Source organism: Candidatus Eisenbacteria bacterium, assembly GCA_013140805.1.
Lineage (GTDB): Bacteria > Eisenbacteria > RBG-16-71-46 > RBG-16-71-46 > RBG-16-71-46 > JABFRW01.
The window spans coordinates 1-23,556 of the sequence record JABFRW010000158.1 but is presented as its reverse complement, the minus strand read 5'-3'; the positions used below and the strand labels follow the sequence as shown (position 1 = coordinate 23,556).

Genomic DNA, 23,556 nt, shown 5'->3' with positions numbered 1-23,556 from the left:
GGCTGTGCGAGCGGCTCGGCCTGCGCTGCACCTCTGCCCGCTGGGACACGCGCGCGCGCATGCGCCGCCGCGGGCTGAGCGGACAGCGCGGCCTGCGAGTGCTGCGGCGCGAGTTCCTGTCGACGGTCGCGCGCCGGGTTGCGGCCGACCGGATCGCGACCGGCCATACCGCCGACGATCAGCTCGAGACTCTGCTCATGCGGCTCGGTCGCGGTACCGGGCTCACCGGTGCCGCCGGCATCGACGCCCGGCGGGCTCGCTGGATCCGGCCGCTGCTGGCCGCGACCCGCGCCGAGATCGAAGCCGACCTGCGTGGGGCTGGGATCGAGTGGCGCGAGGATTCCAGCAACCTGTCGCCCGACTATCTGCGTAATCGCATTCGCCATGGCGCGATTCCGGCGCTGCTCGAGGCCCTCGGTGGAGCTGACGGGCCGCGCGCACGCGCGGATGTGGCTCGTTCGGCTGCACAGCTCATGTCCGAAGTCGGTCAAGTCTCGCGCTGGCTGAAGGCCCGGGCGCATCGGATCGAACAGCCGCTCGCGGTTGCGGGCTTGGAGTCGGTGAAGCTGGACGTGTCGGGCCTGATCCGCCTGCCGTCGTTCATCCTGCGGCGCGTACTCGCGCGCACCTGGCGACGTTTCTCGAATGAGCCGCTGGCGCGACCGCATCTCGTCATGCTCGAGCGACTGGCGCGCTCGACGCGGCGTTGTGGTCCGCTCGCCCTGCCGGGTGGCGCCAGCGCCAGCTGCACGCGCGGGGTGTTGAGCATCACGGCTTTCGCAAGTTCCGGACCCATCCTGCGAAAGCAGCGCTTCATGAGTTACATTTGCCGCTCGCATCCGCTTTCGGACGGTGCGATTTCGCCACAGCGCAGGACTCGACGGGCCCCAGGTCCCTGAGGAGAGCCATGACGGAGCGCATGTCAGACGCGAGCCACTCCACGACGGCGGTGGCGCCCTTGCCGCCGCGCCTGCGCGTTCTCTATTCCGCCGAACAGATCGCAGCGCGGGTTCGCGAACTCGGACTCGAGATCGCGCGCGAGTACGACGGAAAGAAGCCGATCCTGGTCGCGGTGCTCAAGGGCGCGTGCATGTTCCACACCGACCTCGCGCGCGCCATGCCGATCGATGTCGAACTCGACTTCCTGTCGGTGTCGTCCTACGGCACCAGCACGCAGTCGAGCGGCAATGTGCGGCTGCTCGCGGACCTGCGCGGCAGCATCCGCGAGCGCCACGTGATCATCTGCGAAGGCGTGGTGGATTCGGGCCTGAGCCTCACGTTCATCCTCAATCTGCTCAAGTTGCGCGACCCGGCAAGCGTCAAAATCGCGACGCTGCTCGACAAGAAGCCGTGTCGCAAGCTCGAAGTGCCGGTCGACTACGCCGGCTGGAGAATCGGCGCGGAGTTCGTGGTCGGCTACGGCATGGACGCGGCCGAAGGCCTTCGCAATCTGCCCTATGTGGGCGTCATCGAGGAGTCGTAGGTGAAGCTGTTCCGCAAGATCAACGATCGCGGCGACGACAAGGGACGCGACCCCCGCAAGGGTCCGCGCGTTCCCGCGCCGCGCCGCTCCTCGGCTCCGCCGCCTCCGGGCGCACGGCCGTTCCGCACCCTGGCCTTCTGGGTATTCGTGGCGCTGCTCGCGCTGGTCGCCTATCGCATGTACCAGGGCAACTTCATGGCGACACCGCGGGCCGAGATCAACTACACGCGCTTTCTCAAGGAGACCGACGCCGGCAATCTGGCGAACGTCGAAATCGTCGACAAGACCGTGACCGGCGATCTCAAGATTGAGACCACGCTGCGCGTCGGTCAGCACGACCTGCGCTTCAAGGCATTCAAGACCGCGATCCCGGGCACCGGCGAGACGCTGGTCGACCGCGTGCTGGCGTCGAACCCCGACATTCCGGTGGTGTTCCGCCCGGCAGGCTTCAATTGGATCTCGTTCCTGATCGCGGCACTGCCGTTCCTGCTTCTGCTTCCGATCTGGATGCTGTTGCTGCGACAGATGCAGGGCAGCGGCAGTGCCGCACTCAAGTTCGGCAAGACGCGCTCGAAGGTCCTGATCGAATCGGCGCCCAAGGTCACGTTCAAGGACGTGGCGGGCTGCGACGAGGCCAAACAGGAGCTCGAGGAGATCATCGAATTCCTGAAGGAGCCGCAGAAGTTCCAGCGGCTCGGCGGACGCATTCCGAAGGGCGCGCTGCTGCTCGGCCCCCCGGGCTCCGGCAAGACGCTGCTCGCCAAGGCGGTCGCAGGCGAAGCCGCGGTGCCGTTCTTCTCGATGAGCGGCTCGGACTTCGTCGAAATGTTCGTCGGTGTCGGAGCTAGCAGGGTTCGTGATCTCTTCGAGCAGGGCAAGCGCAATGCTCCGTGCATCATCTTCATCGACGAGATCGATGCGGTCGGCCGTCATCGCGGTGCCGGCCTCGGCGGCGGTCACGACGAACGCGAGCAGACGCTCAATCAGTTGCTGGTCGAGATGGACGGCTTCGAATCGAACGAGGGCGTGATCATCGTGGCGGCCACCAACCGCCCCGACGTGCTCGACCCCGCACTGCTGCGCCCCGGCCGCTTCGATCGCCAGATCGTCGTGGACTGGCCGGACGTGCGGGGCCGCGAGGGGATCTTCAAGGTCCACACCCGCACCATCCCGCTCGACGAGGACGTCGATCTCTACCAGCTCGCGCGCAGCACGCCGGGCATGGCCGGCGCCGACATCGCGAACGTGGTGAACGAGGCGGCGCTGCTCGCGGCGCGTCGCAACAAGAAGAAGGTGTCGCAGCAGGACTTCGAAGACGCCAAGGACAAGGTCACCCTCGGCATGGAGCGCAAGAGCCTCGTGATGAACGAGAACGAACGCCGAAGCACGGCGTATCACGAGGCCGGCCATGCGCTGGTGGCGTGGCTGCAGCCCGGCACCGATCCGGTCGACAAGGTCACCATCATTCCGCGCGGGCGGGCACTCGGCATCACGTCATGGGTGCCGCCCGAGGATCGCTACTCGCAGTCGAAGGCCGAGATCGAGCAGCGGCTCGCGAACATGATGGGCGGCCGCGCGGCCGAGTTCCTGGTGTTCTCGCACTACACGACCGGAGCATCGAACGATCTCGAGCGCGCCACCGCGCTGGCGCGCCGCATGGTGTGCGAGCTGGGCATGAGCGACAACCTCGGCCCGCTGACCTTCGGCAAGAAAGAGGAGATGGTGTTCCTGGGTCGCGAGATCTCTTCGCAGAAGGACTACAGCGAGAAGACCGCACAGGCGATCGACCAGGAAGTCCGCACCATCGTCGAGCGCGCGTACAACAAGGCGATCGGCCTGCTGCGCGAAAATCTCCCCAAGCTCGATCTGCTTGCGAACTCGCTGCTCGAACGCGAAACGATCGACGGCGAGGAGATGGACCGGCTGCTGAAGGGCGAGAAGCTCGAGCCTCTGAAGCGCGACACCGACATCCCGCCCGCCCCGCCGGTCGCGGTGACCGAGAGCGCGACGCCCGTCACCGGCGGACTCGAAGGGTTTCCGCCTCCGGAGCCGCGTCCCGCCGGGGCCTGACGAATCCACCACACCGACCCGACGCGTTCGTAGCGTCCAGGCCGCATTCGAGCACTCAGGGCCCGTCCCGCAAGGGGCGGGCCCGAGTCTTTGATCGCCCCTGACAACCCGGCGGGGGGCTCGCGCGTCTCATGATCGTCACGCGAATGCGAGCGCGTGGCACGCGCGACCTCCAGTCATCGCGCACTTCCAAAGGGTACGGCCGGGCGAAGGATTTCCCGACCGTAAGAGCAACGCCCGGCCTGTGAGCCGGGCGTCTCTATTTGGAGGTGAAGGCGCCGCCGGATTCGGCGAGGCGCGAGAGCAGCGCGGATGGACGGAAGCGCTCGCCCTTCTCGGCCTGCAGCGACACCAGCCGCTGCTGCACCTTCGCGAGTCCCATCGCGTCGGCGTGCCGCAGTGGACCGCCGCGAAACGGCGGGAAGCCGGCGCCGAACACCAGCGCCAGATCGACCTGGCCGGCGTTGACGACCACGCCCTCTTCGAGGCAGCGCGCCGACTCGTTGACCATCGCCAGCACCATGCGCTCGGCGAGCTGCGGTGCGGCGGGCGCCGCACGATGCCGTGTGAGCCCGAGCAGTTTTCGCACCGCGGGATCCGTCTCGCGCTTGCGACCGCGATGACGATAGAAGCCGAGCCCGTTCTTGCGCCCGAGGCGACCGGCGGCGATCAGTGAGTCGAGCAACGGCGCCGGAGTCATGCGTTCGGGAAAAGCGCGGCTCAAGACCCCGGCGACCTTCGCTCCGACGTCGAGCCCGACCTCGTCGATCACTTCGAACGGACCCATCGGCATCCCGAAATTCCGCATGGCGGCATCGATCGCCTCGAGCGGGAAGCCTTCCTCGAGCAGCATCATGGCCTCGCGCAGATACGGCATGAGCACGCGATTCACCACGAAGCCGGGCGCGTCCTTCACCACCACCGGGGTCTTGCCGAGTCGGCGTGCGAGCGCGACGGCGGTAACGAGTGCGGCGTCGGACGTCCGCTCACCTCGCACCACTTCGACCAGCGGCATGCGATGCACCGGATTGAAGAAGTGGAAACCGCAGAAGCGCCCGGGGTGCTGAAGCCCCGCTGCGAGCGCGTCCACCGACAGCGAAGACGTGTTGGTGGCAAGCAGCGCATCGGGCCGCAGCCGCACCTCGAGTTCCGCGAACACCCGGCGCTTGACGTCGAGATCCTCGACCACCGCTTCGATCGCGGCATCCGCGCGCCCGAAACCATCCAGCGTGAGTGTGGGGTAGATGCGCGCCATCTGCAGGTCGCGCTCGCTCGCCGGCGCCCGCCGCCGCTTGCCGCGCTCCTCGATGAGCTTGCGAGCGATCTCGAGCGCGCGTGTGAGCGGCTCCGGCTTGAGATCGCGCACCCGCACCGTGATGCCGCTGCGGCTCGCCAGTTCGGCGATGCCGCCGCCCATCACGCCGGCACCCGCCAGCGCCAGCTCGCGGATCGGCGCGGGCGTGAACGTCGTGTCGGCGATCGGCGGCGCCTTCTTGGCGTCCTCCGAGAGCTGGAAGATGCGCACCAGGTTTTTGCACACCGGACCGATCAGCACATCGGCGACACGCGAGGCCTCGATCTCGAGCGCTTCCGTGAGCGGGCGACCGTAGGAGTGTTCGATCACGTCGAGGGCCGCGAGCGGCGCCGGGTAGTTTCCGGCGGTGCGCCCGCGCGTCTGCGCCCGGGCCTGCGAGAACACGAACGCACGCCCGAACGGCGTGCCGTCGAGCAGTCCATCCAGCAGTGAGGGCGCGCGCCATCGATCGCGCCGTGCGGCCGGGGCGCGGGCGGCGAGTCGCACGACCTGCTCGTGCGCGCGCTCGAGGATCCACGCCGCCGGCACCACGCGCGCGATCAGCTTGAGCTTCTCGGCGCGCCGGGCGTCGAGCGTGCGGCCGGTGAGGATCAGGTCGAGGGCCGCGCGCAGTCCGATCAGTCGCGGCAGCCGCACCGAACCGCCGAAGCCGGGAAAGATGCCGAGCAACACTTCCGGCAGGCCGATCTGGGTGCGCGGCTCTTCGCTCGCGATGCGCGAGTCGCAGCACAGCGAGAGTTCGGTTCCGCCACCCAGACACACGCCGTCGATCGCCGCGACCGTCGGCACCGGCAATGCGGCGAGCTTGCCGAACACCGCATGCGCGCGCCGGATCAGGGCGAGGATCTGCTCGCGATCCGTGATCGAACCGATCGCTTCGATGTCGGCGCCGGCAATGAACGAGCCGCGTTTTCCGCTCGTGAGCACCACGCCCTTGAGGCCCTCCACCCGGCCCAGCGCATCGAGCGCCACGTCGAGGCTCGCGACCGCGGCGGCATCGAGCACGTTGAGCTTGCGCTCCGGGTGATCCATCACCAGGTGCGCGATGCCGTCCGGCTGCGGCTCGATGCGGAACACGCTCATCCCTCGCGCTCCAGCAGGAACGCGGCGCCCTGGCCGCCGCCCACGCACAGCGAGGCAAGGCCGCGCTTGAGCCCGCGGCGACGCATCTCCATGAGCGTGGTGAGCAGCAGGCGCGAGCCGCTCGAACCGACCGGATGCCCGAGCGCGATCGCGCCACCGTTGACGTTCAGGCGTTCGACCGGGATCTCGCCGAGTGCGCGGTCGCGCCCCAGCTCGGCCTTCGCGAACGACTCGGAGCGCGAGGCTTCGAGGCACGCCAGCACCTGCGCGGCGAACGCCTCGTTGATCTCGAACAGCTCGATCTCGTCGAGTGCCACGCGTTCACGCTCCAGCAGCTTGGCGGTCGCGAACACCGGCCCGAGTCCCATGCGGCTCGGAGCGAGCCCCGCGAACGCCCAGCCGCGGATACGGCCGAGCGGGGGCACCGGCCATGCTCGCGCGGTCGCTTCGTCGCCGATCAGCAGTGCGACCGCGCCATCGGTGACCTGGCAGGCGTTGCCCACCGTGACGGTTCCGTTCTTGCGATCGAAGTAGGGCTTGAGCTTCGCCAGCGCTTCGAGGGTCTGGTTGTCGCGCGGGCCCACGTCGTCGTGCACCATCGCGTGCGAAGGCGCCGGAAACATCGGCACGATCTCCTCGCGCAGACGCTCGCGTGCGGCGACTGCCTTCTGGTGGCTCTCGAGTGCGAAGCGATCCTGGCGCTCGCGATCGATTCGGAACTCGCGCGCCAGCACCTCGGCGGTCTGCCCCATGTTGAGCCCGCACACCGGGTCGGTGAGTCCTTCGGCGAGTGCGATGCGCGGCTTGAGATACGCGGTCTTGAAGCGCGTGAAGACGCCGAACTTCTGCAGCGGCGTCTTCGCCCGCATCAGGCTCTCGAGCCACTCGCCGTACTCGTAGGTGTACAGCAGCGGAATCCGACTCATCGACTCCATGCCGCCCGCCAGCACCAGTTGCGCTCCGCCGGCCTGGATGCGCTGCGCGGCGGTCGCGACCGCTTCCATTCCCGACGCGCAGTTGCGATGCACCGTCATGGCGGAGACCTGCTCGGGCACGCCGGCCAGCAGCGCTGCCACGCGGCTCGAGTTCGCCGCTTCGGCGGGCTGCGCGCAATTGCCGAGGATCACTTCGTCGAGGCGCGCGGGATCGACACTCGAGCGCGCCAGCAACTCGCCGATCGCGACGCGCCCCAGCTCGGTCACCGGTGTGTGCTTGAGCGGTCCGCCAGCCTTGGCGAATGGAGTACGGAGTCCGGCGAGAATCCAGACCGGAGCCGCCATGGGATCTCCTATCCCTTCGGGCGTGGCAGCTTGGCCAGCAACTCCCGCGCTTCCGCCTGGTAACGGGCGTCTCGCAGGCTGCTGCGCGGCGGCAGTGCGATCACCCGCTCGAGCTGCTGGCGCGCCTCGTCGGTGCGCTTGAGCGTGATCAAGGTGCGGGCGAGTTCGAGGTGGTGGTTCAAGTAGTCCGGCTCCAGCTCGACGGCTTTCTGCAGATCCGCCACCGCGTTCTCGATGCTGGCGCCCTTCGGCACCCCGCCGAGCACGCTGTTCGCCACCGCGCGCTCCATCAGGTTGAGCGAAGCAAGGCGGCGGTTCCACAGTGCACGCACGTGATAGGCGCGTCCGATGCCCGGATCCAGTGCGATCCCGCGATCGACTTCGGATTTGACCTCGCGCGACAACGCGAGCCGCGTCTTCGGTCCCTCCTGAAGCGCCTGGCGCCCCAGTGCGGCGGCCAGCCATACGTGGCCTGCCGCGCTGTCGGGATGCGCCTTGACCGCGGCTCGCGCGTGCTCGACCGCTGCCATGGCGAGCTGGCGCTTCTTCTCGCCGCTCTGATCCTCGGACAACTCGGACTCGACGCGCGCGAGTCGCCACAACAGACCGAAGTTCCCGGGCGCATCGGCGAGGCCCTCGAGCCACGCGGCGCGGGCCTCTTCGCCCCTGCCCTCGGCGTAGCGCGCCTCACCGGTCGCCAGACTGGTAGCCGCATCGGCCGCGCGCGAGGCCGACGGTTGCGCGGCCGTCAGCGCCACGGCGAGCAACAGCGCACGCGACGCCACCCGCAGCCACCCGTGTGTGCCCGTCATGCGGGGCGAAAACCGGACATCGGACCTCATGCGGTACCTCCGGGACCCGGAAGATCGGGAGGCGCACTGTCGCGCAGCCACGGTCGGGCCGTCAATCGCCGGCGGTCGCGCCTCTGACCCCGCTGCCTTTTCGCTTGTCGGCGCGCCTCGAACGGTGCTACCCCTTGGGCCGCAAGCGCATCCCGGCGTTCATCGGAGCACACATGACTCGGTCGCGAGGCAACGGAATGACTCAGGCCGCAACGCTGATCGGCATCTTTCTCGACACGATCGCCCGGCATCCCAAGCCCGATCAGTTCATGCGCAAGGGTCCCGAGGGCTGGGAATCCCTGTCGTCTCAGCGTGCCCGCACCGACGTCGAGCACCTCTCGCTCGGACTCGGAGCGCTCGGCGTGCAACGGGGCGATCGCGTGGCGCTGCTGAGCGAGAATCGCTACGAGTGGGCGATCACCGACCTGGCGGTGCTGGCGCGCGGAGCGGTGACGGTGCCGATCTATCCGACGCTCACCGCCGAGCAGAGCCGTCACGTGCTCGCGAACTCCGAGGCACGCCTGATCGTGGTTTCGACGGCCGCGCAGCTCGAGAAGATTCGCTCGGTCGCGGCCCAGCTGCCGAGCCTCAAGACCATCGTCTACATGGATCCCGTACCGGTGCGGCCCGAGGGCAGCCATGGCCTCGCCGAAGTCATGGAGCAGGGGGCGACGGCGGGACGCGCGGCACCCGGCGAGTTCGAGCGCCTGGCGCGCTCGGTCACCGCCGACGAGGTCGCCACCATCATCTACACCTCCGGCACCACCGGAGAGCCCAAAGGCGCGATGCTGACCCATCGCAACATCGCTTCGAACGTGTGGGCGGGGCTCGAGGTCAGCCCGATCTATCCGACCAATCGGTGCCTGTCGTTCCTGCCGCTGTGCCACATCTTCGAGCGCATGGGCGGCTTCTACTCGATGCTCGGAGGCGGGGCCTCGATCGCCTATGCGCAGAGCCTCGACACCGTGGCAGCTGACGCGATGGAAGTGCGGCCCACCGTGCTGGTCGGAGTGCCGCGGTTCTTCGAGAAGGTCTACGCGCGCGTGATGGACAACTCGCGCACGCTCCCGCCGCTCCGCCGCGCGATCTTCCACTGGGGGCTCGAGCAGCGGCGCGAGGCCGCACGTGCGCATTTCGAGCGCCGGCGCCTCGGGCCGTTCGCGGCGCTTCAGTCGCGCATCGCGGACCGGCTGGTCGGCGCCAAGGTTCGCGAGCGGGTCGGAGGCCGCGTCGACTACTGCGTGTCGGGCGGCGCGCCGCTCAATGCCAAGGTGATCGAGTTCTTCTTCGCGATCGGCATTCCGATCCGCGAGGGCTACGGGCTCACCGAGACTTCGCCGGTCATCACGTTGAACCCGCCGGGGCGCGAGAAGCCGGGTTCGGTCGGCAAGGCGGTCCCGGGCGTCGAAGTGAAGATCGACACCAACGGCGAGATCTTGACGCGCGGCCCGCACGTGATGAAGGGCTACTTCCGAAACGAAGCGGCGACCGCGGTCGCGATCACCGACGGGTGGTTCCACACCGGCGATCTCGGGCGTTTCGACGACGACGGCTACCTGTACATCACCGACCGGCTCAAGGAGCTGCTGGTGACCTCGGGCGGCAAGAAGGTCGCCCCGCAGCCGATCGAAGGCGCGCTCAAGACCAGCAAGTGGATCACCGAGGCGATCCTGATCGGCGATCAGCGCCCCACCATCACCTGCCTGTTGGTGCCGAACTTCGCGAATCTCGAAGGCGAGGCGCGGGTGCGAGGCTGGACGTTCGTGCGTCCCGCCGAGCTGCTCGTCCGGCCCGAGGTGCGCGCGCTCTACAAAGCCGAAGTCGATCGCGTCAACGAACCACTCGCGCAATTCGAGAAGATCAAGGAGTTCGCGCTGCTCGAACGCGAGCTGAGCCAGGAGGGCGACGAGCTGACGCCGACGCTCAAGGTGAAGCGCCGCGTGATCGCGGCCAAGTTCGCTGCCGTGATCGACCGCCTCTACGCGAATCGCTCAGGACCGGAATCGCACTGAGTTCAGGAAGGAGAATCACCGCATGCGTCGCAGTGTTCGTTGGAGCGTGCTCGCGTTCGCGCTGATCGTTCCGGGCGCGGCATGGGGTTCGGGCTACAACATCTGGGAACAGAGCGCCGTCGCGATGGGGATGGCCGGCACCGGTACCGCGGTGGTCGGCGATGCGTCCGCGATCTTCCACAACCCGGCGGCACTCACGCGGCTCGGAAAGGGCTGGCACGGTAACGGCGTGTTCCACCTTCTGCACGCCACCACCAGCTTCGCGGGCGTCGATCCGAAGCCGGGCTTCGGCACCATCGAAGAGATGGAGCCCGGCGTGTTCCCGATTCCGAATGCCTACCTCGCCAGGGTCGAGCCGAATCGCTGGGCGATCGGCATCGGAGCGTTCGCGCCGTTCGGACTCGGCGTCGAGTGGAAGGATCCGACCCGCTTCACCGGACGCGAGATCGTCACCAAGGCGGACCTCAAGACCGTCAACGGCAACGCGACGTTCGCCTGGGCCTTCAACGAGCAGTGGAGCGTCGGCGCCGGCTTCGATGCGCTGCTCGCCGAGGTCGAGTTGAATCGCATCAACCGCGCGCCCTATCCCGGCTCGGGCGGGCTCGTGAACGTCGCCAACGTAAAGCTCGAGTCCGACCTCACGCCGGGCTACGGCTTCAATGCCGGCTTCGCGTTCACGCCGAGCGAGACGTGGAGGTTCGGCGCGGCCTACCGCAGCTCGATCGAAGTCGAGATCGAAGACGGCAAGGCGACCTTCGACCAGATCCTCGCCAACACCGGCAACGCCGCGAGCGACGCGGTGTTCAACGCCCAGGTCGCCGCGGGTCTGCCGCCCGATCAAGCGGTCGGAACCACGCTCAAGTTCCCGGCGATCTGGTCGCTCGGCACCGCGTGGAAGAGCGGCGAGTGGACCGCGGCGCTCGACGTGAACCTCATGCAGTGGTCGATCTTCGATGAGCTGGCGCTCGAGTTCGAGCAAACACCGAGCGTCAACAGCACCATCGTCGAAGAGTACGAAGACGCGCTGCAGGTACGCATCGGCGCCGAGCACCGGCTCGAAAAGTGGACGTATCGGTTCGGCTACTACTTCGACCAGCACGCGGCACCGACCGAATCGGTCAGTCCGCTATTGCCCGACACCAATCGCCACGGCGCCTCGGTCGGCGCCAGCCTGCCGCTCGGCTGGGGCCAGGGGGCGACGCTCGATGCCTACGAACTCGCCGTCTTTCCCACCCGCGTCGACACCAAGGGCGTGAACCGCGACGACTACAACGGTCACTACCGCTCGTTCGTCAACGTGCTCGGCATCGGCCTCAGCATCCACTTCTAGCCCGCAGGGGATCCGTCATGCGCTTCAAAAACGCTTGTCTCATCGCCGGCGCGGCACTGATCGTGGCCGGCTGCTCGACGATCGACCCCCTCTCGGGGCCCGACTTCAATTCAGGAAGCGCCGACTTCACGACCTACGTGGCGCTCGGCACCAGCCTGGCCGACGGCGTCGAATCCGGCGGCAGCGTCGATCGGCACCAGATCAACTCGTACGCGAGTCTGTTCGCGCGCCAGCTCGGGGTGACGACGTTCGATCGCGAGTTCATCAATGGCGACGGGCTGTCGCTCGACGGCTTGTCGGCGTGTCTCGAGATCAAGTCGCTTTCGCCGGTGGTACTGATCAGCGCGGCCGGCCGGACGCTCGGCGCGCCGACCAACCTCGCTTTCGCCGGTGACTTCCACAATCTCGGCGTGCCGGGCGCGCTGGTGAGCGACGTGTTCGATACCACGACTTACTACCATCCGGCGCGCGCGAATGCGCACTTCGCGTTCGTGCTGCGGCACCGCGGCTCGATCGAGCAGACGCTCACCCGGCTGAGTCCGAGTTTCGTCTCGTTCGAGTACGGCGCGAACGAGATGATCGGCCGCGTGACCGGTGGCTCGGGCATTCCGGTGCTCAACTCGGCGCAGTTCGGATTCGCATTGAACGCGGCGCTCGACACCGTCGAGACCGCGGCACCCAATGCCAACTTCGCGCTCTTCAACGTGCCGGACCCCACGATCATTCCATTCGCGACCACGTTCTCGCCCGTCACCCGCGACAACGGCGGCAACATCGTTTCGCTGCGCGTTCAGACGAGCCCCGCCGACACCACGCCCGGCAGCGGCACGACGATCGGCATCGGTGGTCGCGTTCTCCTGACCGCCGGCCCGTTGCTCGCGACCGGACGCGGATTCCCGGTCGGCTCGAGTTCGTATATCACCGGCGCACCCGGCACGGGAGTCCCGCTTCCGGATGCCGTGGTTCTGACTTCTGCCGAAGTCGCCAATCTGCGAAATGAACTCAGCGGCTACAACGCCGCGATCGCGGCGCAGGCCGCCGCGCGCGGCATGGCGCTCGTGGATCTCGCCGGAGTATTCCAGCGGGCGGCGACCACCGGGCTCACCTGGAACGGCCGCACGTATACGACCGCGTTCATCACCGGCGGACTGTTCAGCCTCGACGGTGTGCACCCGACCGATCAGGGCTACGGCTTCCTCGCCAATGTGCTGATCGACGCCGTCAACGCCCGCTACGGCTCGAATATTCAACGCGTGAACATCGAGAGCCTGACCGCGACGAACTCATCGCTTCGCATCGAACGCGGCGACGAGGGCCCGATCTACCCGCTGATCGAGAACGCGCCCGAGGTCTACCGGCGCATGTTCCCGTTGCCGCCAGGGATGGAGTGAGGCCGCCGCTACGGCATCCGCAGCTTGAGCTCCTCGCGCAGCAGCGCGGTCGGTATCGGCCCTGAGGCGAGGACCGCAGCGTGGAACTCGTGAAGGTTGAAGCGTTCGCCGAGGCGCTGGCGGGTCTCGTCGCGCAGAGCCACCAACTCGAGCTTGCCGATCATCGCGCTCATCGGCTCGGTGGGGCGCAGCGTGTAGCGCCGCACTTCGAGCACCGCGTTGACGCGCGGAATCAATGCGGTCGTGACCAGGTAGTCGACCGCCTGCATGAAGCCCATGTTCCCGGTGTGGAGCCCGGCGTCCACAACGACCCGGCAGGCGCGCCACAGCAAGTCCCGCAACTGATAGAGCCGCCCGATCGGATCGGTGAAAAAGCCCGCTTCGGCCATCAGCTCTTCGCAGTAGAGCGCCCAGCCCTGCGCGGTCACCGGGCTGCGTGACAGCCGGCGCAGTCGCGAGCCGTTCTTGAACGACTGGCCGAACTGCAGATGGTGCCCGGGGTAGCCTTCGTGCACGCACACCAGCGAGATCGCGGCGTTGTGATGCGCTTCGATCTGCTGCTGCTGTTCGTCCTTGCGACGCGCGGGATCCGCCGGTGTCACGCACAGGCAGCCGGCCGGCGAGGCGTCGAACGGCGCCGGCGGCAGATAAGTCGCGAGCGGCTGCGTCGCGCGTTCGAACACCGGGGTGTCGAGGATTACGAGCGGCGGCTCGCCCCCGATCGGAGCGATCCGCATGTCCTGCACGAACGCGCGCGCGCGTTCCAGTTCGGCGACATAGGCCTCGCGTAGACGCAGCGGTTCCGGATGTCGATCCTTCGCGGCTTCGAGCTGCTGCTTCCAGGTCTTGGACGGGTCGACGCGCCGCGCCTCAGCTTCGAGCTCGGCCGTGACCTTGGTCACCTGTTCGCGCCCCAGCGCGTCGAGCTTCTTGCAGTCGAGCGCCAGCAGGTGCTCGCGCTCGAGCTTGTAGTTCATCCAGCGTTCGCCGATCGCGAACGTGCCGCCGATCTTCGCTTCGAGATCCTGATCGATGAACTGCTGGTACTGGAGGAAGCCCTTGCGCGCCCGCGAACCGGCATGCTCGATGCGCTCGCCCTCACCGGGGAAGTTCTTGAGCAACGTGCGGCACACTTCCTCGACGAAGCCGGGGGCACTCAGCGTCACGTCGGCGGCGATGTTCAGGTACTGATCCGGCACCTGCTGCAGGTTCTTCTTCGCGACTGCGAGGTAGTCGGGAATCGCGATCATGCGCTCGAGAATCGCTTCCTTGCGCTCTTCCAGCGGCGTGCCGGGACGGGCCAGCAACAGGAACACGCTGTGCAGCGCGGTCTCCGGGTAGAGCACCGGATTCTTCGCGTAGATCTTGACCTCGTCGAGATCGGCCCGCAGCGCCGACAGTCGCGCGCGCAGGATGCCGTAGTCGGCGCGGTGCTCGACCGGCAGTTCCTGCCACGGCACCGAGGCGACCAGGCGATGCTCGAGATCCTGCAGCCACACGGAACGCTCGCGCAGGCCCTCGGCCGTGTCATTGGGCAGCAGGCGATCGTAGTCGTGAATGCCCGCGCGCGTGGCTTCGACCGGATGATGACGAAGGTAGAGTTCGACGAATTCTTCGGCCAGTGCGGTGAACGTGCGAACGGTCTCGATCATGGCATCCGTTCCCTGATGTGTACGAAAGGCCCCCGCGCCGCGGCGCGAGGGCCAACTCGTCGGGGAGCCGAAGCGTCGGTCAGAGCTTCGCGACGTTCGCGGCCTGCTTACCCTTGTCGCCTTCTGCGACATCAAACTCGACGCGGTCGCCGGCCGTCAAGCTCTTGAAGCCGGCTCCCGCAATCGCGCTGAAGTGGACGAACATTTCCTCTCCAGCCTCGGATTGAATGAAGCCGAAGCCCTTCGACTCGTTGAACCACTTGACCACACCGTGCTGGCGCGGACCGTCGGAGACCACCATCGGGCGCGCAGCACCTTCGCTGCGGCCGCGCCCGCCACCTCCCGCACCGCTGCGGCCGCCATGCCCGCCACGGGCTCCACCCTGTCCGCGACCGGGAGCCGCGCCGTGGCCCGCGTCAGGGCGACGCGTCTGCCAGCAGTCGCGGCAATAGACCGGGCGTGCCGCCGTCGGTGCGAACGGCACCTGCGTCTTCGCCCCGCATTCGGCGCACACCGCATCGTGCATCTCGCGTGAACCACCACCGCCACCGCCACCGCGCGCGCCACGCTCGAACGAACCGCCGCCCGACTCGCGCTGTGCTCGCCGCGCGTCGCGGCAGGCTTTGCAGCGGGTCGGAGCGTTCAGACTGCGGGACTCGTAGAACTCCTTCTCGCCGGACGTGAAGAGAAATTCCTCTCCGCAATCGGCACAACGGATGTTGCGATCTTCGCCGATGGCCATGACGTGACGCCTCATCTCCCGAAAACGCGGACGGACCACATACCAGGGGACGTAAAAACAAAAACGCCCCGGCAGGCATGGCCTGCCGAGGCGACCCATCGAAGGAGTCGGGTCGGACTCAGTTCCAGTTCACGAACGATGCGACGACGCGAATTCATCCGAGACCCACACTCGATCGATGCGGTGCCCTCGAGCTTCGTGCAGCGGCGAAAGTATGGCAGCGGGTCCAGGGCTTTTCAACGGCTCATCGCTTCATCACGAGGCGGGGCTGCGGGGGCCGATCCACCGGGATTTCGGGCAGTTCGTCGCGCGGCGCCTGGAACGAATCGGCGGCGAGCCAGCCCGCCATCTGCTCGGGTTCGAGTGCATCGGGAAGCGCTGTCATCCCGCTCTCGGACTTGAACCTGCGTCCCTGGGCAGCACCCGAAACGCCGCCCGTCTGCGGCTCGGCACGACACAACGCCTGGAGCAGGTCTGCCATGGTGATCACGTCGAGGGCGTTGTGGTGGAAGACCGGAATCAGGCGCCACGCATCACCATTGCGGACGAAGTCGTGATAGAGCCCCGGGATCTGATCGCTCGGCACATCTCCGCTGCGGCGCCGACGACACACTCGGCGCTCGAGCGTCTGCAGTCGGCAGTCCTCGAACACTCCGCGCCACCGCCGCCTCGAAGCGTGCAGCAGGTCGACGTGAAGTGCGGGGATCTGCAGCGGCACCGCGTGCACGTGACCGCGCGAGCGCAGGAACGGCGCGTCGTAGGTCTTGCCGTTGAAGGTCACCAGCACCTCGAAACCCGACAGCTGACGACCCAGCGCTCTCAGCAATGCCGCTTCCTCGGCATAGTCGCGCGCAAAATACTGGCGCAGCACGAAGTCCTCGCCGTTCCAGTGCATGGTTCCTGCGAGGAACACCGGGCTCGACGCGAGCCCGCCCGTTTCGAGGTCCAGGAACAGCGCGCGCGTGAGCCCGAGTGCGTGCAGCGTGCGCAGATCGGGCTCGCTCTCCCCCGGCTCGTCGAGCGCTCCCCATGCGAGCTGTGGAGCCTCGAGTTCGGAGCGCAGCCGCTCGTGGACGTAGACCGCGCCGTGCTCGTCACGCCATTCGCCGCCGGGAAGGAAGCTCTCGACGCCAAGTTCGTTCGCGGCGACAGCCGGTTCGACCGCGGCTTCGTCGGCCGCTACCGCCCCATCGACGCGCTCGCTCGACGTCTCGGCGGGCGTCTCGTGACGCGATCGCGCCAGCGCTCCGAGTCGTGCGCCGAGCCTCGAATCGCCGATCACCCCCGGCTCGACTCGCGCGCCCAGGTGCTGAGCAGCGCCTGCGCGCCTTCCTTCGAGGGAGAGCTGCGAGCACGCCCCAGGTCGGGGTCCTGCTGCTGCGCCGGTCGCAGGATCGGGAGCCCCGTGCACGACGGACAGCCGCCCTCGCAGGGACATGCGCGCAGGTGTTCGAGTGCCGCGCGCGTCAGCTCATCGAGGCGCGCGAACCCCTGTTCCGCGAAGCCCAGCCCGCCCGGGTAGCGATCGAACAGGAACAGGGTCGGCGCTCCCACGTTCGATGAGTCGAGCACGCCGCCCAGGTCTGCGGCATCGCACATCGAGATCATCGCGAGCAGGGTCAGGAACAGGTTTCGCACTCCGCTCAGGGACTCCCACGGCGAATGCCCGCGCCGCGCGAGCTCGCGCAGCGTCGCCTCGCCGGGAGTGATCCAGAAGCCGGCGGTCTCGAGTGTGAGGCGCGGCAGTGACAGCGGGTGGTAGCCCAACGCGTCTCGGGTCCCGAAGCGGATCTTCTTCATGGCGACGGTCTGCCATGCGTAGGTGAGATCGCCGAAACGAACGCGTTCACCGTGCCAGTCGAGCGTTTCGCGCTCGCCGCGTACGTGGACATGAGTGTCGAGCACCGGCTGGGTGTAGTAGTCGACCGGGCGCGGCTCGACGATCGCGACCTTTTGCTCCAGGTCGAGCGAGCGCACCCACATCGTCTGGCCCTCGTGCAGGTAGATCGCATCCGGATACACCAGCTCGAGCCCGCTGATCGCGTCGACATTGCCGATCACCGCATTGTCGCGACTGGCGTCGAGGATCGTGTAGGTGTCGTCGGACATCGCGCGCAGGTTCACCTTCTGCGCCGGGAAGTCGGTCTGCGCCCAGTACGAACGGCCCTCGAGCGTGCGCGTCTGCCCGGCTTCGTCGAGCGCTTCGAGCACGCGACCGGCCAGCGCCCCGAAGCGCGTCCGGTCGGCAAGCGTCAACGGCAGCTCGTAGGCGGCACACGCCAGCTGCTGCGCGAGGATGTAGGGATTGCCCGGATCGATGCAGGCCGCTTCGGGCGAGCGCCCGAAGAACCAGTCGGGATGGCGCATCAGGTACTGATCGACGGTTTCGTTGTAGGCCACCAGCAGCGCCAGTGCCGCACCGTTGCGACGCCCGGCGCGGCCGGCCTGTTGCCAGGCACTCGCGAGCGTCGGCGGCGCCCCGATCAGCACCGCCGCGTCGAGGCTGCCGACGTCGATCCCCAGCTCGAGCGCGTTGGTCGACACCACGCCGCGCAGCTCGCCCGAGAACAGCGCGCGCTCGATGCGCCGACGATCTTCGGGCAGGTAGCCGCCGCGGTAGGGACTCAGCCGCCCCGCAAGTTCGGGAGCGCTGCGTTCGAGCCGCTCGTGGGCGTAGCGGTACACCAGCTCGGCCGCGACCCGCGACTTGGTGAACGCGATCGTCTGAGCGCCCCGCTCGACCAGTCCCGCCAGCAGCAGGCTGCCATCGCCGTTGGACGAGCGGCGCTCGGAGCGCGAGTCGTCGAGATACGGTGGGTTCCACAGCACGAAGTGGCGCTCCCCGCGCGGCGAACCATCGTCATCGACCACCGCGACCTCGCGACCGGTCAGCGCGGTGGCCAGCTCGCCGGGATTGCGGATCGTGGCGCTGCACATCACGTAGCGGAAGTCGCCGCCATAGTGAGCGATCACGCGTTCGAGCCGCCGCAGCACGTTTGCGACGTGCGAGCCGAAAATGCCGCGGTAGACGTGCATCTCGTCCACCACCACGTAGCGCAGCCGGCTCAGAAAACGCACCCAGCGCGGGTGCTGCGGAAGGATCCCGGCGTGCAGCATGTCGGGATTCGACAGGATCACGTTCGCGTCGTCGCGCAGCTTGCGACGTGTCGACGCCTGCGTATCTCCGTCGTAGACGCCAGCGCGCAGGCGCTTGAGGATCTGAGGGTGACCGAGCGACAGACGCGTGAGCCCGCGCAGCTGATCCTGAGCGAGTGCCTTGGTCGGAAACAGGTAGAGCGCCGTCGCGTCCGGGTCTTCGAGCAGGCGCTCGATCACCGGCGCGTGATAGCACAGGCTCTTGCCGCTCGCGGTGCCGGTCACGATCACGGTGTCGAGTCGCGCGCGCAGGCGTTCGATCGCGTGGACCTGATGGCTGTAGAGCTGCTCGACGCCCTGCGTCTCGAGCGCCTCGGCAAGTGGCGCGGGCAGCGGCCACGAGAGCGCGCCGTGACGCGCGAGGCGCGCCGGCTCGACGTGCCAGTGAGCGATCGCGCCGCGGTGCTCGGGACGTTCGCCCAGATCGCGCAGCCACGAGATCGGATCGGCGGTGCTGCGCGGCTCCGACCAGACATCGAGGAAGCGCGCGGGTTCGCTGTGCATGAGGGCCTCCGGAGCGCGCGACGATCGGCACCCGCTCGAAGGGCATCGTGGCGACGCAGGTGGGCACTCTAGCACTCGCTGGCCCAAATGTGCAGGCGCCATTCAGGCGCCAATTCAAAGGGCGAAACGCGCTTCCGGCTACTCGATGGCGCGCCGGGTGGTGTCGATCGATGTCACCCGGTAGACCCCGAACGAGCGCATGAACCGGATCCGGTAGGCCTCATTGGGGCCGCGGTAGAACACCAGTTCGTCGCCCGGGGCGCCCTCGGCGCCGGGTGCCATCCGCCAGTTCGCGCGTCGCGCACCCAGTTCGAGGCCGCGCGCCACGTCGATCAGGCTGGGGTCGCCAAGCTGCTCGCGAGCCAGCTCGTCGTCGGGAATCGAAAGCGCCTGCACGAGTCGCACGAAGGTCGCGTACGGCGACGGCTCGGTCGCCTCGCTGGCGCGCGAGAAGCCTTCGATCCCCCAGTGGAACTCGTACTTGCGGAACAGGTGCGCGCACGACGCGCACTCCTCGAAACCGGGGGTTCGCGACCAGGTCCGCGATGCCAGCGCCGGACTCTCGCCATCGGACGGCACGAAGCTCGCCGTGCCGGTGCCACCCAGTGAGTCCGGTCCCAGCGTCTGGTAGAGCCGCCACACACCGGCGCGCGGCGCGCGACGCCACACGAACACGATCGGCTGAGGCCCCGCCGGCCCGCTGCGCAGGAACAATCCCGCGGCCTGAACCGCGCTGGTATCACTCTGCGGCCGCGAAGGCGGCCCGAGCGACAGATCGCTCAGGCGCATCCCTCCGCCCTCGACCGCTTGAGTCCGCACCCGCAACGAATCGCGCCACACCAGTCGTGGCCACGAGGTGGCGGTCGGATCGGAGCGCGGGAACATATTCACCAGCGCGACCGCATCGTCTTCGACCACCTCGACTCCGAATCCGAGCGAGTCCAGCAACTGCCGAATGCGCGGAGCCAGTGCGAACTCGGGCTTGAGCTCGAGGTCGTAAGCGAGCAACGCCGCGGTCAGCCGAGCGGCGGCGCCATCCGCACCGCCGTCAGCTTCCCAGCGTTCGCGTGCGGCGCGCGCGGTGCGAGAGAAGCTGTCGACGGGAGCCCCGCCCAGCGAGTCGCCGCCCGGCGGTACGAACCGGGGCCGATTGTCGCAGCCGAGCGCGAGCGAGCCGCACAGCACGGCGATCGCGAGCACGCACGCAATGTTGACGAGGCGCTTCATCACGGCTTGCGCGGCGTGGTGCCGGCCGGGCGGCGTGCGGTCGAGTCGGTGGCCCCGCCCAGCTGCGCGCGGCGTTCCCAGCCCTTGATCAGCCAGCGCGAGCCGTCGGATTCGAAGTCGAACTTGTAGTCCCGCGGCCCGCCCGGCGCGTGAAACCGCGCCAGCAGCCACAGCGGCCACGCCGCTTCGGGCTCGGTGGCGAGGATCTTCCAGCTCCCGTGCGCACGACGCAGCCCCCAGCCGGCGCTCACCGCGGCTTCGATGCGCCTCGGGTCTTTGAGAAACCGCGCCGCACTCGCGCGGTCGCCTTGAGCCAGAAGTTGGACGAACCGAATGAAGGTGCTGGTCGGTGATGGCACGATGCGGGTCTCGAGCAACGCGAAACCACGCGGCCGCTCGACGAAGGTGCGCTGCTCGAGCAGCCGCGGACAGTCGCGGCAATTTTCGACCAGCGAATCGAGCGGCGCCGGAGTCCACACCAGGAACTCGGGCTTCGAGTCGCCGTTGAGATCGGCGAATGCGGCATCACCGGTCGGAGCGAACGGAATGCCCTCGGTGTCGAACTGCACCAGGTGCCAGAACTGACCGTTGGCCGACAGCTGGAGCAGCGAGAAGTAGAGCGTGGCGCGATCGCGCGACGCATCGAGGATGCCCCACGCGTAGGGGCCTTCCTGGCGATTCGTCCACCACACGCGCAGACGCGGTTCGTAGCCGCCCGACAGTTCGAACCCCTGCGTCTTGAGCTCCTCCTGCCGGTACCAGAGCAGGAACGCGACCGCCTTCGCCGCCGGCCGGTACGGATTGCGGACCACCAGCAGCGCGAAGTAAGGCAGTCGCGCCTCGACGCGCAGGTCGGTGTCGAGCCCCAGCGAATCGAGATAGCTCTCGACCGCGGCCGCCTGGGTGAGATTCGCACGGCCCAGCGAGCGCAGCAGGCGGCGCGCCATGAATCCAACGCGCTCGTAGGGTTCGTAGTTCGAGCCGCCGATCGAGTCGCCGCGATTGGTCTGAAATCCGGCGCGGGCCTCGGCGCTCCAGGCGAGCATCGAGTCGGCCGCAGGCGGGATCCAGGGGCGCAGGCGCTGGGCGTGGGCAGCGGGCGCCGAGAGCAACAGCGTGAGGGCGACCGCGGTGGCAGCGGTCAGCCACCGTGGGAGTCTCGAGCGGGTGAAGCGACGGGCCTCGGAATGGTTCCGGCGACGCGGCCGGTACGGTGCGCAAACGTGCGGGCTTTCGAGCATGCGAGCGAGGTTTACTCCCGGGAACACTCCAGCCGGACGAAGGACGCGCAGCCTACACCGCGGCCCGGAGACGGGCCAGCTTGCGCGGCGCCCGCGCGGCTTACTTTGCGAGGTCCGGACGCGGCGCCGGCGGAACGTAATAGAAGATGCGCACGAATGGCGGAGTGGGGCTCTGATTGACCGAGATCAGATCGGTGCGTGAACCGAATCGGAATGTGAATCCGGCCAGGTTCGAGCCGTTGAGCGCCCACGAGGTGAACGCCCCGAGCCGGTCGCTGGTGAAGCGCAGCCGGCGCGTGCCGCTCACGCGCGCGGCCGAGGCGAGCGCTCCGAGTGTGGTGTCGGGGCGCGGCGTGCCGGGGAACTGGAGCGTGCACACGTTGAAGGTCTCGGTCACGCCCCACACCGTCGGCACCGAACTGGTGTCCGAGGTGTTGGTCTCGATTCGAACCGCGGCGATCGGCAGCCCGGCCAGTCCGGCCAGGTTCATGCGCACCGCGTTCACGTAGTCGTTGCCCGCCAGGAGCACCGCCTGCGAGCACGAGAAAGCGCCGGTGCTCTGCTTCCACCCATAGATCTGAAAGCTGCTCTGCGTCGAATCGATGCGTGTACCGGCCGGTACCGACTCGAATCGCACCGTCGGTCCGTTCGAGGATTCGTCGAGCGTGCGATTGATCGCGTTCACCGACCACCATACGGTCGCGCCGATGCTCCAGCCCTGCACCGGAACCAGAAACGGTCGGCCGACCCGCGCCAGTTCCGGCACCGCGCGCAGCGCCACCGGGGCCGAGTCCGCTCCAACGAACACCGCGTATTCCACCGCTCCGACCGCCGCCTCGGTGCCGCTCCAGCCGAGATGCGTGAGCGGTGATTGAAACGTGGCGCCGGCGGCCGGAAGTTGCGGCTCCGGCCGTCTCACGCCGATCACCCGGAACTGCCACTCGTAGGCCGCGTCGAGCGGAGTGCCATCGCGAGCGCGCAGTGCGTCGCTCAGCACCAGCGTGTGGGTGCGCGCCGGGGTGAGCGGTTCGAGCGCGGTGATCACGATGCGCAGCGTCGCCTCGTCCCACTCGACCTCGATCGGAATGCGTCGCGTGTCGAGTTTGAGGAACACCGAGGTGGTGCGGACCGTCGTCGAATCGAGCGGCGCCGCGAACCGCACCCACGCCTGTGTATCGATCGGCAGCGCGGTGGCGCGCGCGCCCGGGAATACTTCGACGATCGCGGGTGGCGGCGGGGCCGGCGCGAGCGGATCGACCGGATGATCGAGGCCGAGCACCGCGACCCACGGCAGTCGATCGGGGTCCCGGAAGTCGTGGATCGCCGGCACCTCTCCGGAATAGCGCGCGATGCACGCCCCGCCGAACGGTCGGCGGGAAACGATGGTCGACCACGAATAGGTTTCCTGATGCACCGTTAGCCAGAGCCGTGCGTGGACTTCGCCCGAGGCATCGAGCTGACTGCCGGACTCGGGGCGATCGTCGCGGTAGTCGGCCGCCATCATCTGCTGGGCGAACACGCCGAGATCTTCGTCGACCTCGCCGTCGTGATCGTCGTCGAGGCCGTTCAGCCGCTCCTCGTCGAACGTTCCGTCACCGTCGTCGTCGAACAGATGCTGCTGGCCGGGTGCTCCGTGCCAGCGCGACCACACGCGATCGTCCGGATCGAGCGACGGTCGAAACTCGAGGATCGGTCCGCCCGAGACACGGGGCCGATCGTTCCCGCGTCGAGCGCCGACCTACAACGCCACCGAACGCATGCACTCACGCCCGCTGCCCTCGGGCAGCTCGAACGCCGGGTCGTTGGAGCGCCCCGCCGCCGTGAACGGGCTGCCCAGCACGCCGACGTTGGAAACACGCATCGCAAACGCACCGCCGTGAAGGATCGGACCGCGGTCCTCGATGTCGAGTACCGCAGCTGCGGCGCCTCCGGGAAATCGGTCCGGAGACAGGACAACGGGCGGGTTCCGCCCGCGTCGCGAGGACAGCACGGTTCGTGCATTGTCTGGAAGCAACCGGCGCATGTCCGCGTCCTGGCGACCGAATCGGGCGAACGGCCCGAGCGCCCGGCGCGATCTGCACGATCGGCAGGAGACCCTTCGATGTGCACGTTCATTCTGGGGCGCAACGTCGTCGCCCCCGGCACCCTGATCGTGGGGGCGAATCGGGACGAACGCCCGGAGCGCCCCTGCGAGGGTCCCGGAGTCCTCAGCGAGGCCCCGCCCACGA

Annotated in this window: 16 protein-coding genes and 1 pseudogene; 6 read left to right on the top strand and 11 right to left on the bottom strand. The window is 68.2% G+C overall.

Annotated elements, in window-relative coordinates; all coding sequences use genetic code 11:
* The 3 genes from tilS to HOP12_12390 form a co-directional block, all read left to right on the top strand.
* Nucleotides 1-899, top strand: an 899-nt coding sequence (gene tilS, locus HOP12_12400) for a tRNA lysidine(34) synthetase TilS (protein ID NOT34955.1), incomplete at its 5' end; no start/stop codon positions are given.
* Between the two features lie 20 nt (nucleotides 900-919).
* Entirely contained in the window at nucleotides 920-1,483 is a 564-nt protein-coding gene (gene hpt, locus HOP12_12395; protein NOT34954.1) for a hypoxanthine phosphoribosyltransferase, read from the top strand.
* 177 nt (nucleotides 1,484-1,660) lie between these two features.
* Nucleotides 1,661-3,553, top strand: a complete 1,893-nt coding sequence (locus HOP12_12390) for an ATP-dependent metallopeptidase FtsH/Yme1/Tma family protein (GenBank protein ID NOT34953.1) — start codon at nucleotides 1,661-1,663, stop codon at nucleotides 3,551-3,553.
* 259 nt (nucleotides 3,554-3,812) lie between these two features.
* On the opposite strand, the gene fadJ is transcribed toward HOP12_12390, so the two are convergent.
* The 3 genes from fadJ to HOP12_12375 are packed head-to-tail and all read right to left on the bottom strand — an operon-like array spanning nucleotide 3,813 to nucleotide 8,073.
* Nucleotides 3,813-5,951, bottom strand: a complete 2,139-nt coding sequence (gene fadJ / locus HOP12_12385) for a fatty acid oxidation complex subunit alpha FadJ (protein NOT34952.1) — start codon at nucleotides 5,949-5,951, stop codon at nucleotides 3,813-3,815.
* Complete coding sequence (locus tag HOP12_12380; GenBank protein NOT34951.1) at nucleotides 5,948-7,231, bottom strand: acetyl-CoA C-acyltransferase; 1,284 nt, start codon at nucleotides 7,229-7,231, stop codon at nucleotides 5,948-5,950. The genes fadJ and HOP12_12380 overlap by 4 nt, the downstream gene beginning before the upstream one ends.
* Before the next feature lie 8 nt (nucleotides 7,232-7,239).
* Nucleotides 7,240-8,073, bottom strand: a complete 834-nt coding sequence (locus HOP12_12375) for a tetratricopeptide repeat protein (GenBank protein ID NOT34950.1) — start codon at nucleotides 8,071-8,073, stop codon at nucleotides 7,240-7,242.
* A gap of 173 nt (nucleotides 8,074-8,246) precedes the next feature.
* Between HOP12_12375 and HOP12_12370 the strand changes: the two genes are divergently transcribed.
* From HOP12_12370 to HOP12_12360, 3 genes are read left to right on the top strand one after another with little or no spacing between them, the layout of a single operon-like run.
* Entirely contained in the window at nucleotides 8,247-10,085 is a 1,839-nt protein-coding gene (locus HOP12_12370) for a long-chain fatty acid--CoA ligase (GenBank protein ID NOT34949.1), read from the top strand.
* Nucleotides 10,086-10,107: 22 nt separating this feature from the next.
* Nucleotides 10,108-11,415 (top strand): hypothetical protein, encoded by a 1,308-nt coding sequence (locus tag HOP12_12365; GenBank protein NOT34948.1) that lies wholly within the window; start codon nucleotides 10,108-10,110, stop codon nucleotides 11,413-11,415.
* 17 nt (nucleotides 11,416-11,432) lie between these two features.
* The gene (locus HOP12_12360) at nucleotides 11,433-12,806 is read left to right on the top strand and encodes a hypothetical protein (protein NOT34947.1); all 1,374 of its coding nucleotides are present in this window, start codon (nucleotides 11,433-11,435) and stop codon (nucleotides 12,804-12,806) included.
* 8 nt (nucleotides 12,807-12,814) lie between these two features.
* On the opposite strand, the gene HOP12_12355 is transcribed toward HOP12_12360, so the two are convergent.
* From HOP12_12355 to HOP12_12320, 8 genes and pseudogenes are all read right to left on the bottom strand, one after another.
* Nucleotides 12,815-14,458 (bottom strand): DUF885 domain-containing protein, encoded by a 1,644-nt coding sequence (locus HOP12_12355; GenBank protein ID NOT34946.1) that lies wholly within the window; start codon nucleotides 14,456-14,458, stop codon nucleotides 12,815-12,817.
* Between the two features lie 79 nt (nucleotides 14,459-14,537).
* A complete protein-coding gene (locus HOP12_12350; protein ID NOT34945.1) occupies nucleotides 14,538-14,759 on the bottom strand; it encodes a cold shock domain-containing protein in 222 nt (73 codons plus the stop codon).
* Between the two features lie 120 nt (nucleotides 14,760-14,879).
* Nucleotides 14,880-15,200, bottom strand: a pseudogene (locus HOP12_12345) (zinc-binding protein).
* Nucleotides 15,201-15,444: 244 nt separating this feature from the next.
* A complete protein-coding gene (locus HOP12_12340) occupies nucleotides 15,445-16,482 on the bottom strand; it encodes a hypothetical protein (protein ID NOT34944.1) in 1,038 nt (345 codons plus the stop codon).
* Nucleotides 16,479-18,860 (bottom strand): DEAD/DEAH box helicase, encoded by a 2,382-nt coding sequence (locus tag HOP12_12335; protein ID NOT34943.1) that lies wholly within the window; start codon nucleotides 18,858-18,860, stop codon nucleotides 16,479-16,481. The genes HOP12_12340 and HOP12_12335 overlap by 4 nt, the downstream gene beginning before the upstream one ends.
* Before the next feature lie 138 nt (nucleotides 18,861-18,998).
* Complete coding sequence (locus HOP12_12330) at nucleotides 18,999-20,087, bottom strand: hypothetical protein (GenBank protein NOT34942.1); 1,089 nt, start codon at nucleotides 20,085-20,087, stop codon at nucleotides 18,999-19,001.
* Entirely contained in the window at nucleotides 20,087-21,328 is a 1,242-nt protein-coding gene (locus HOP12_12325) for a hypothetical protein (protein ID NOT34941.1), read from the bottom strand. The genes HOP12_12330 and HOP12_12325 overlap by 1 nt, the downstream gene beginning before the upstream one ends.
* 100 nt (nucleotides 21,329-21,428) lie before the next feature.
* Nucleotides 21,429-22,979: a hypothetical protein gene (locus tag HOP12_12320; protein ID NOT34940.1), complete on the bottom strand. Its 1,551-nt coding sequence runs from the start codon at nucleotides 22,977-22,979 to the stop codon at nucleotides 21,429-21,431.
* Between the last annotated feature and the right edge of the window lie 577 nt (nucleotides 22,980-23,556).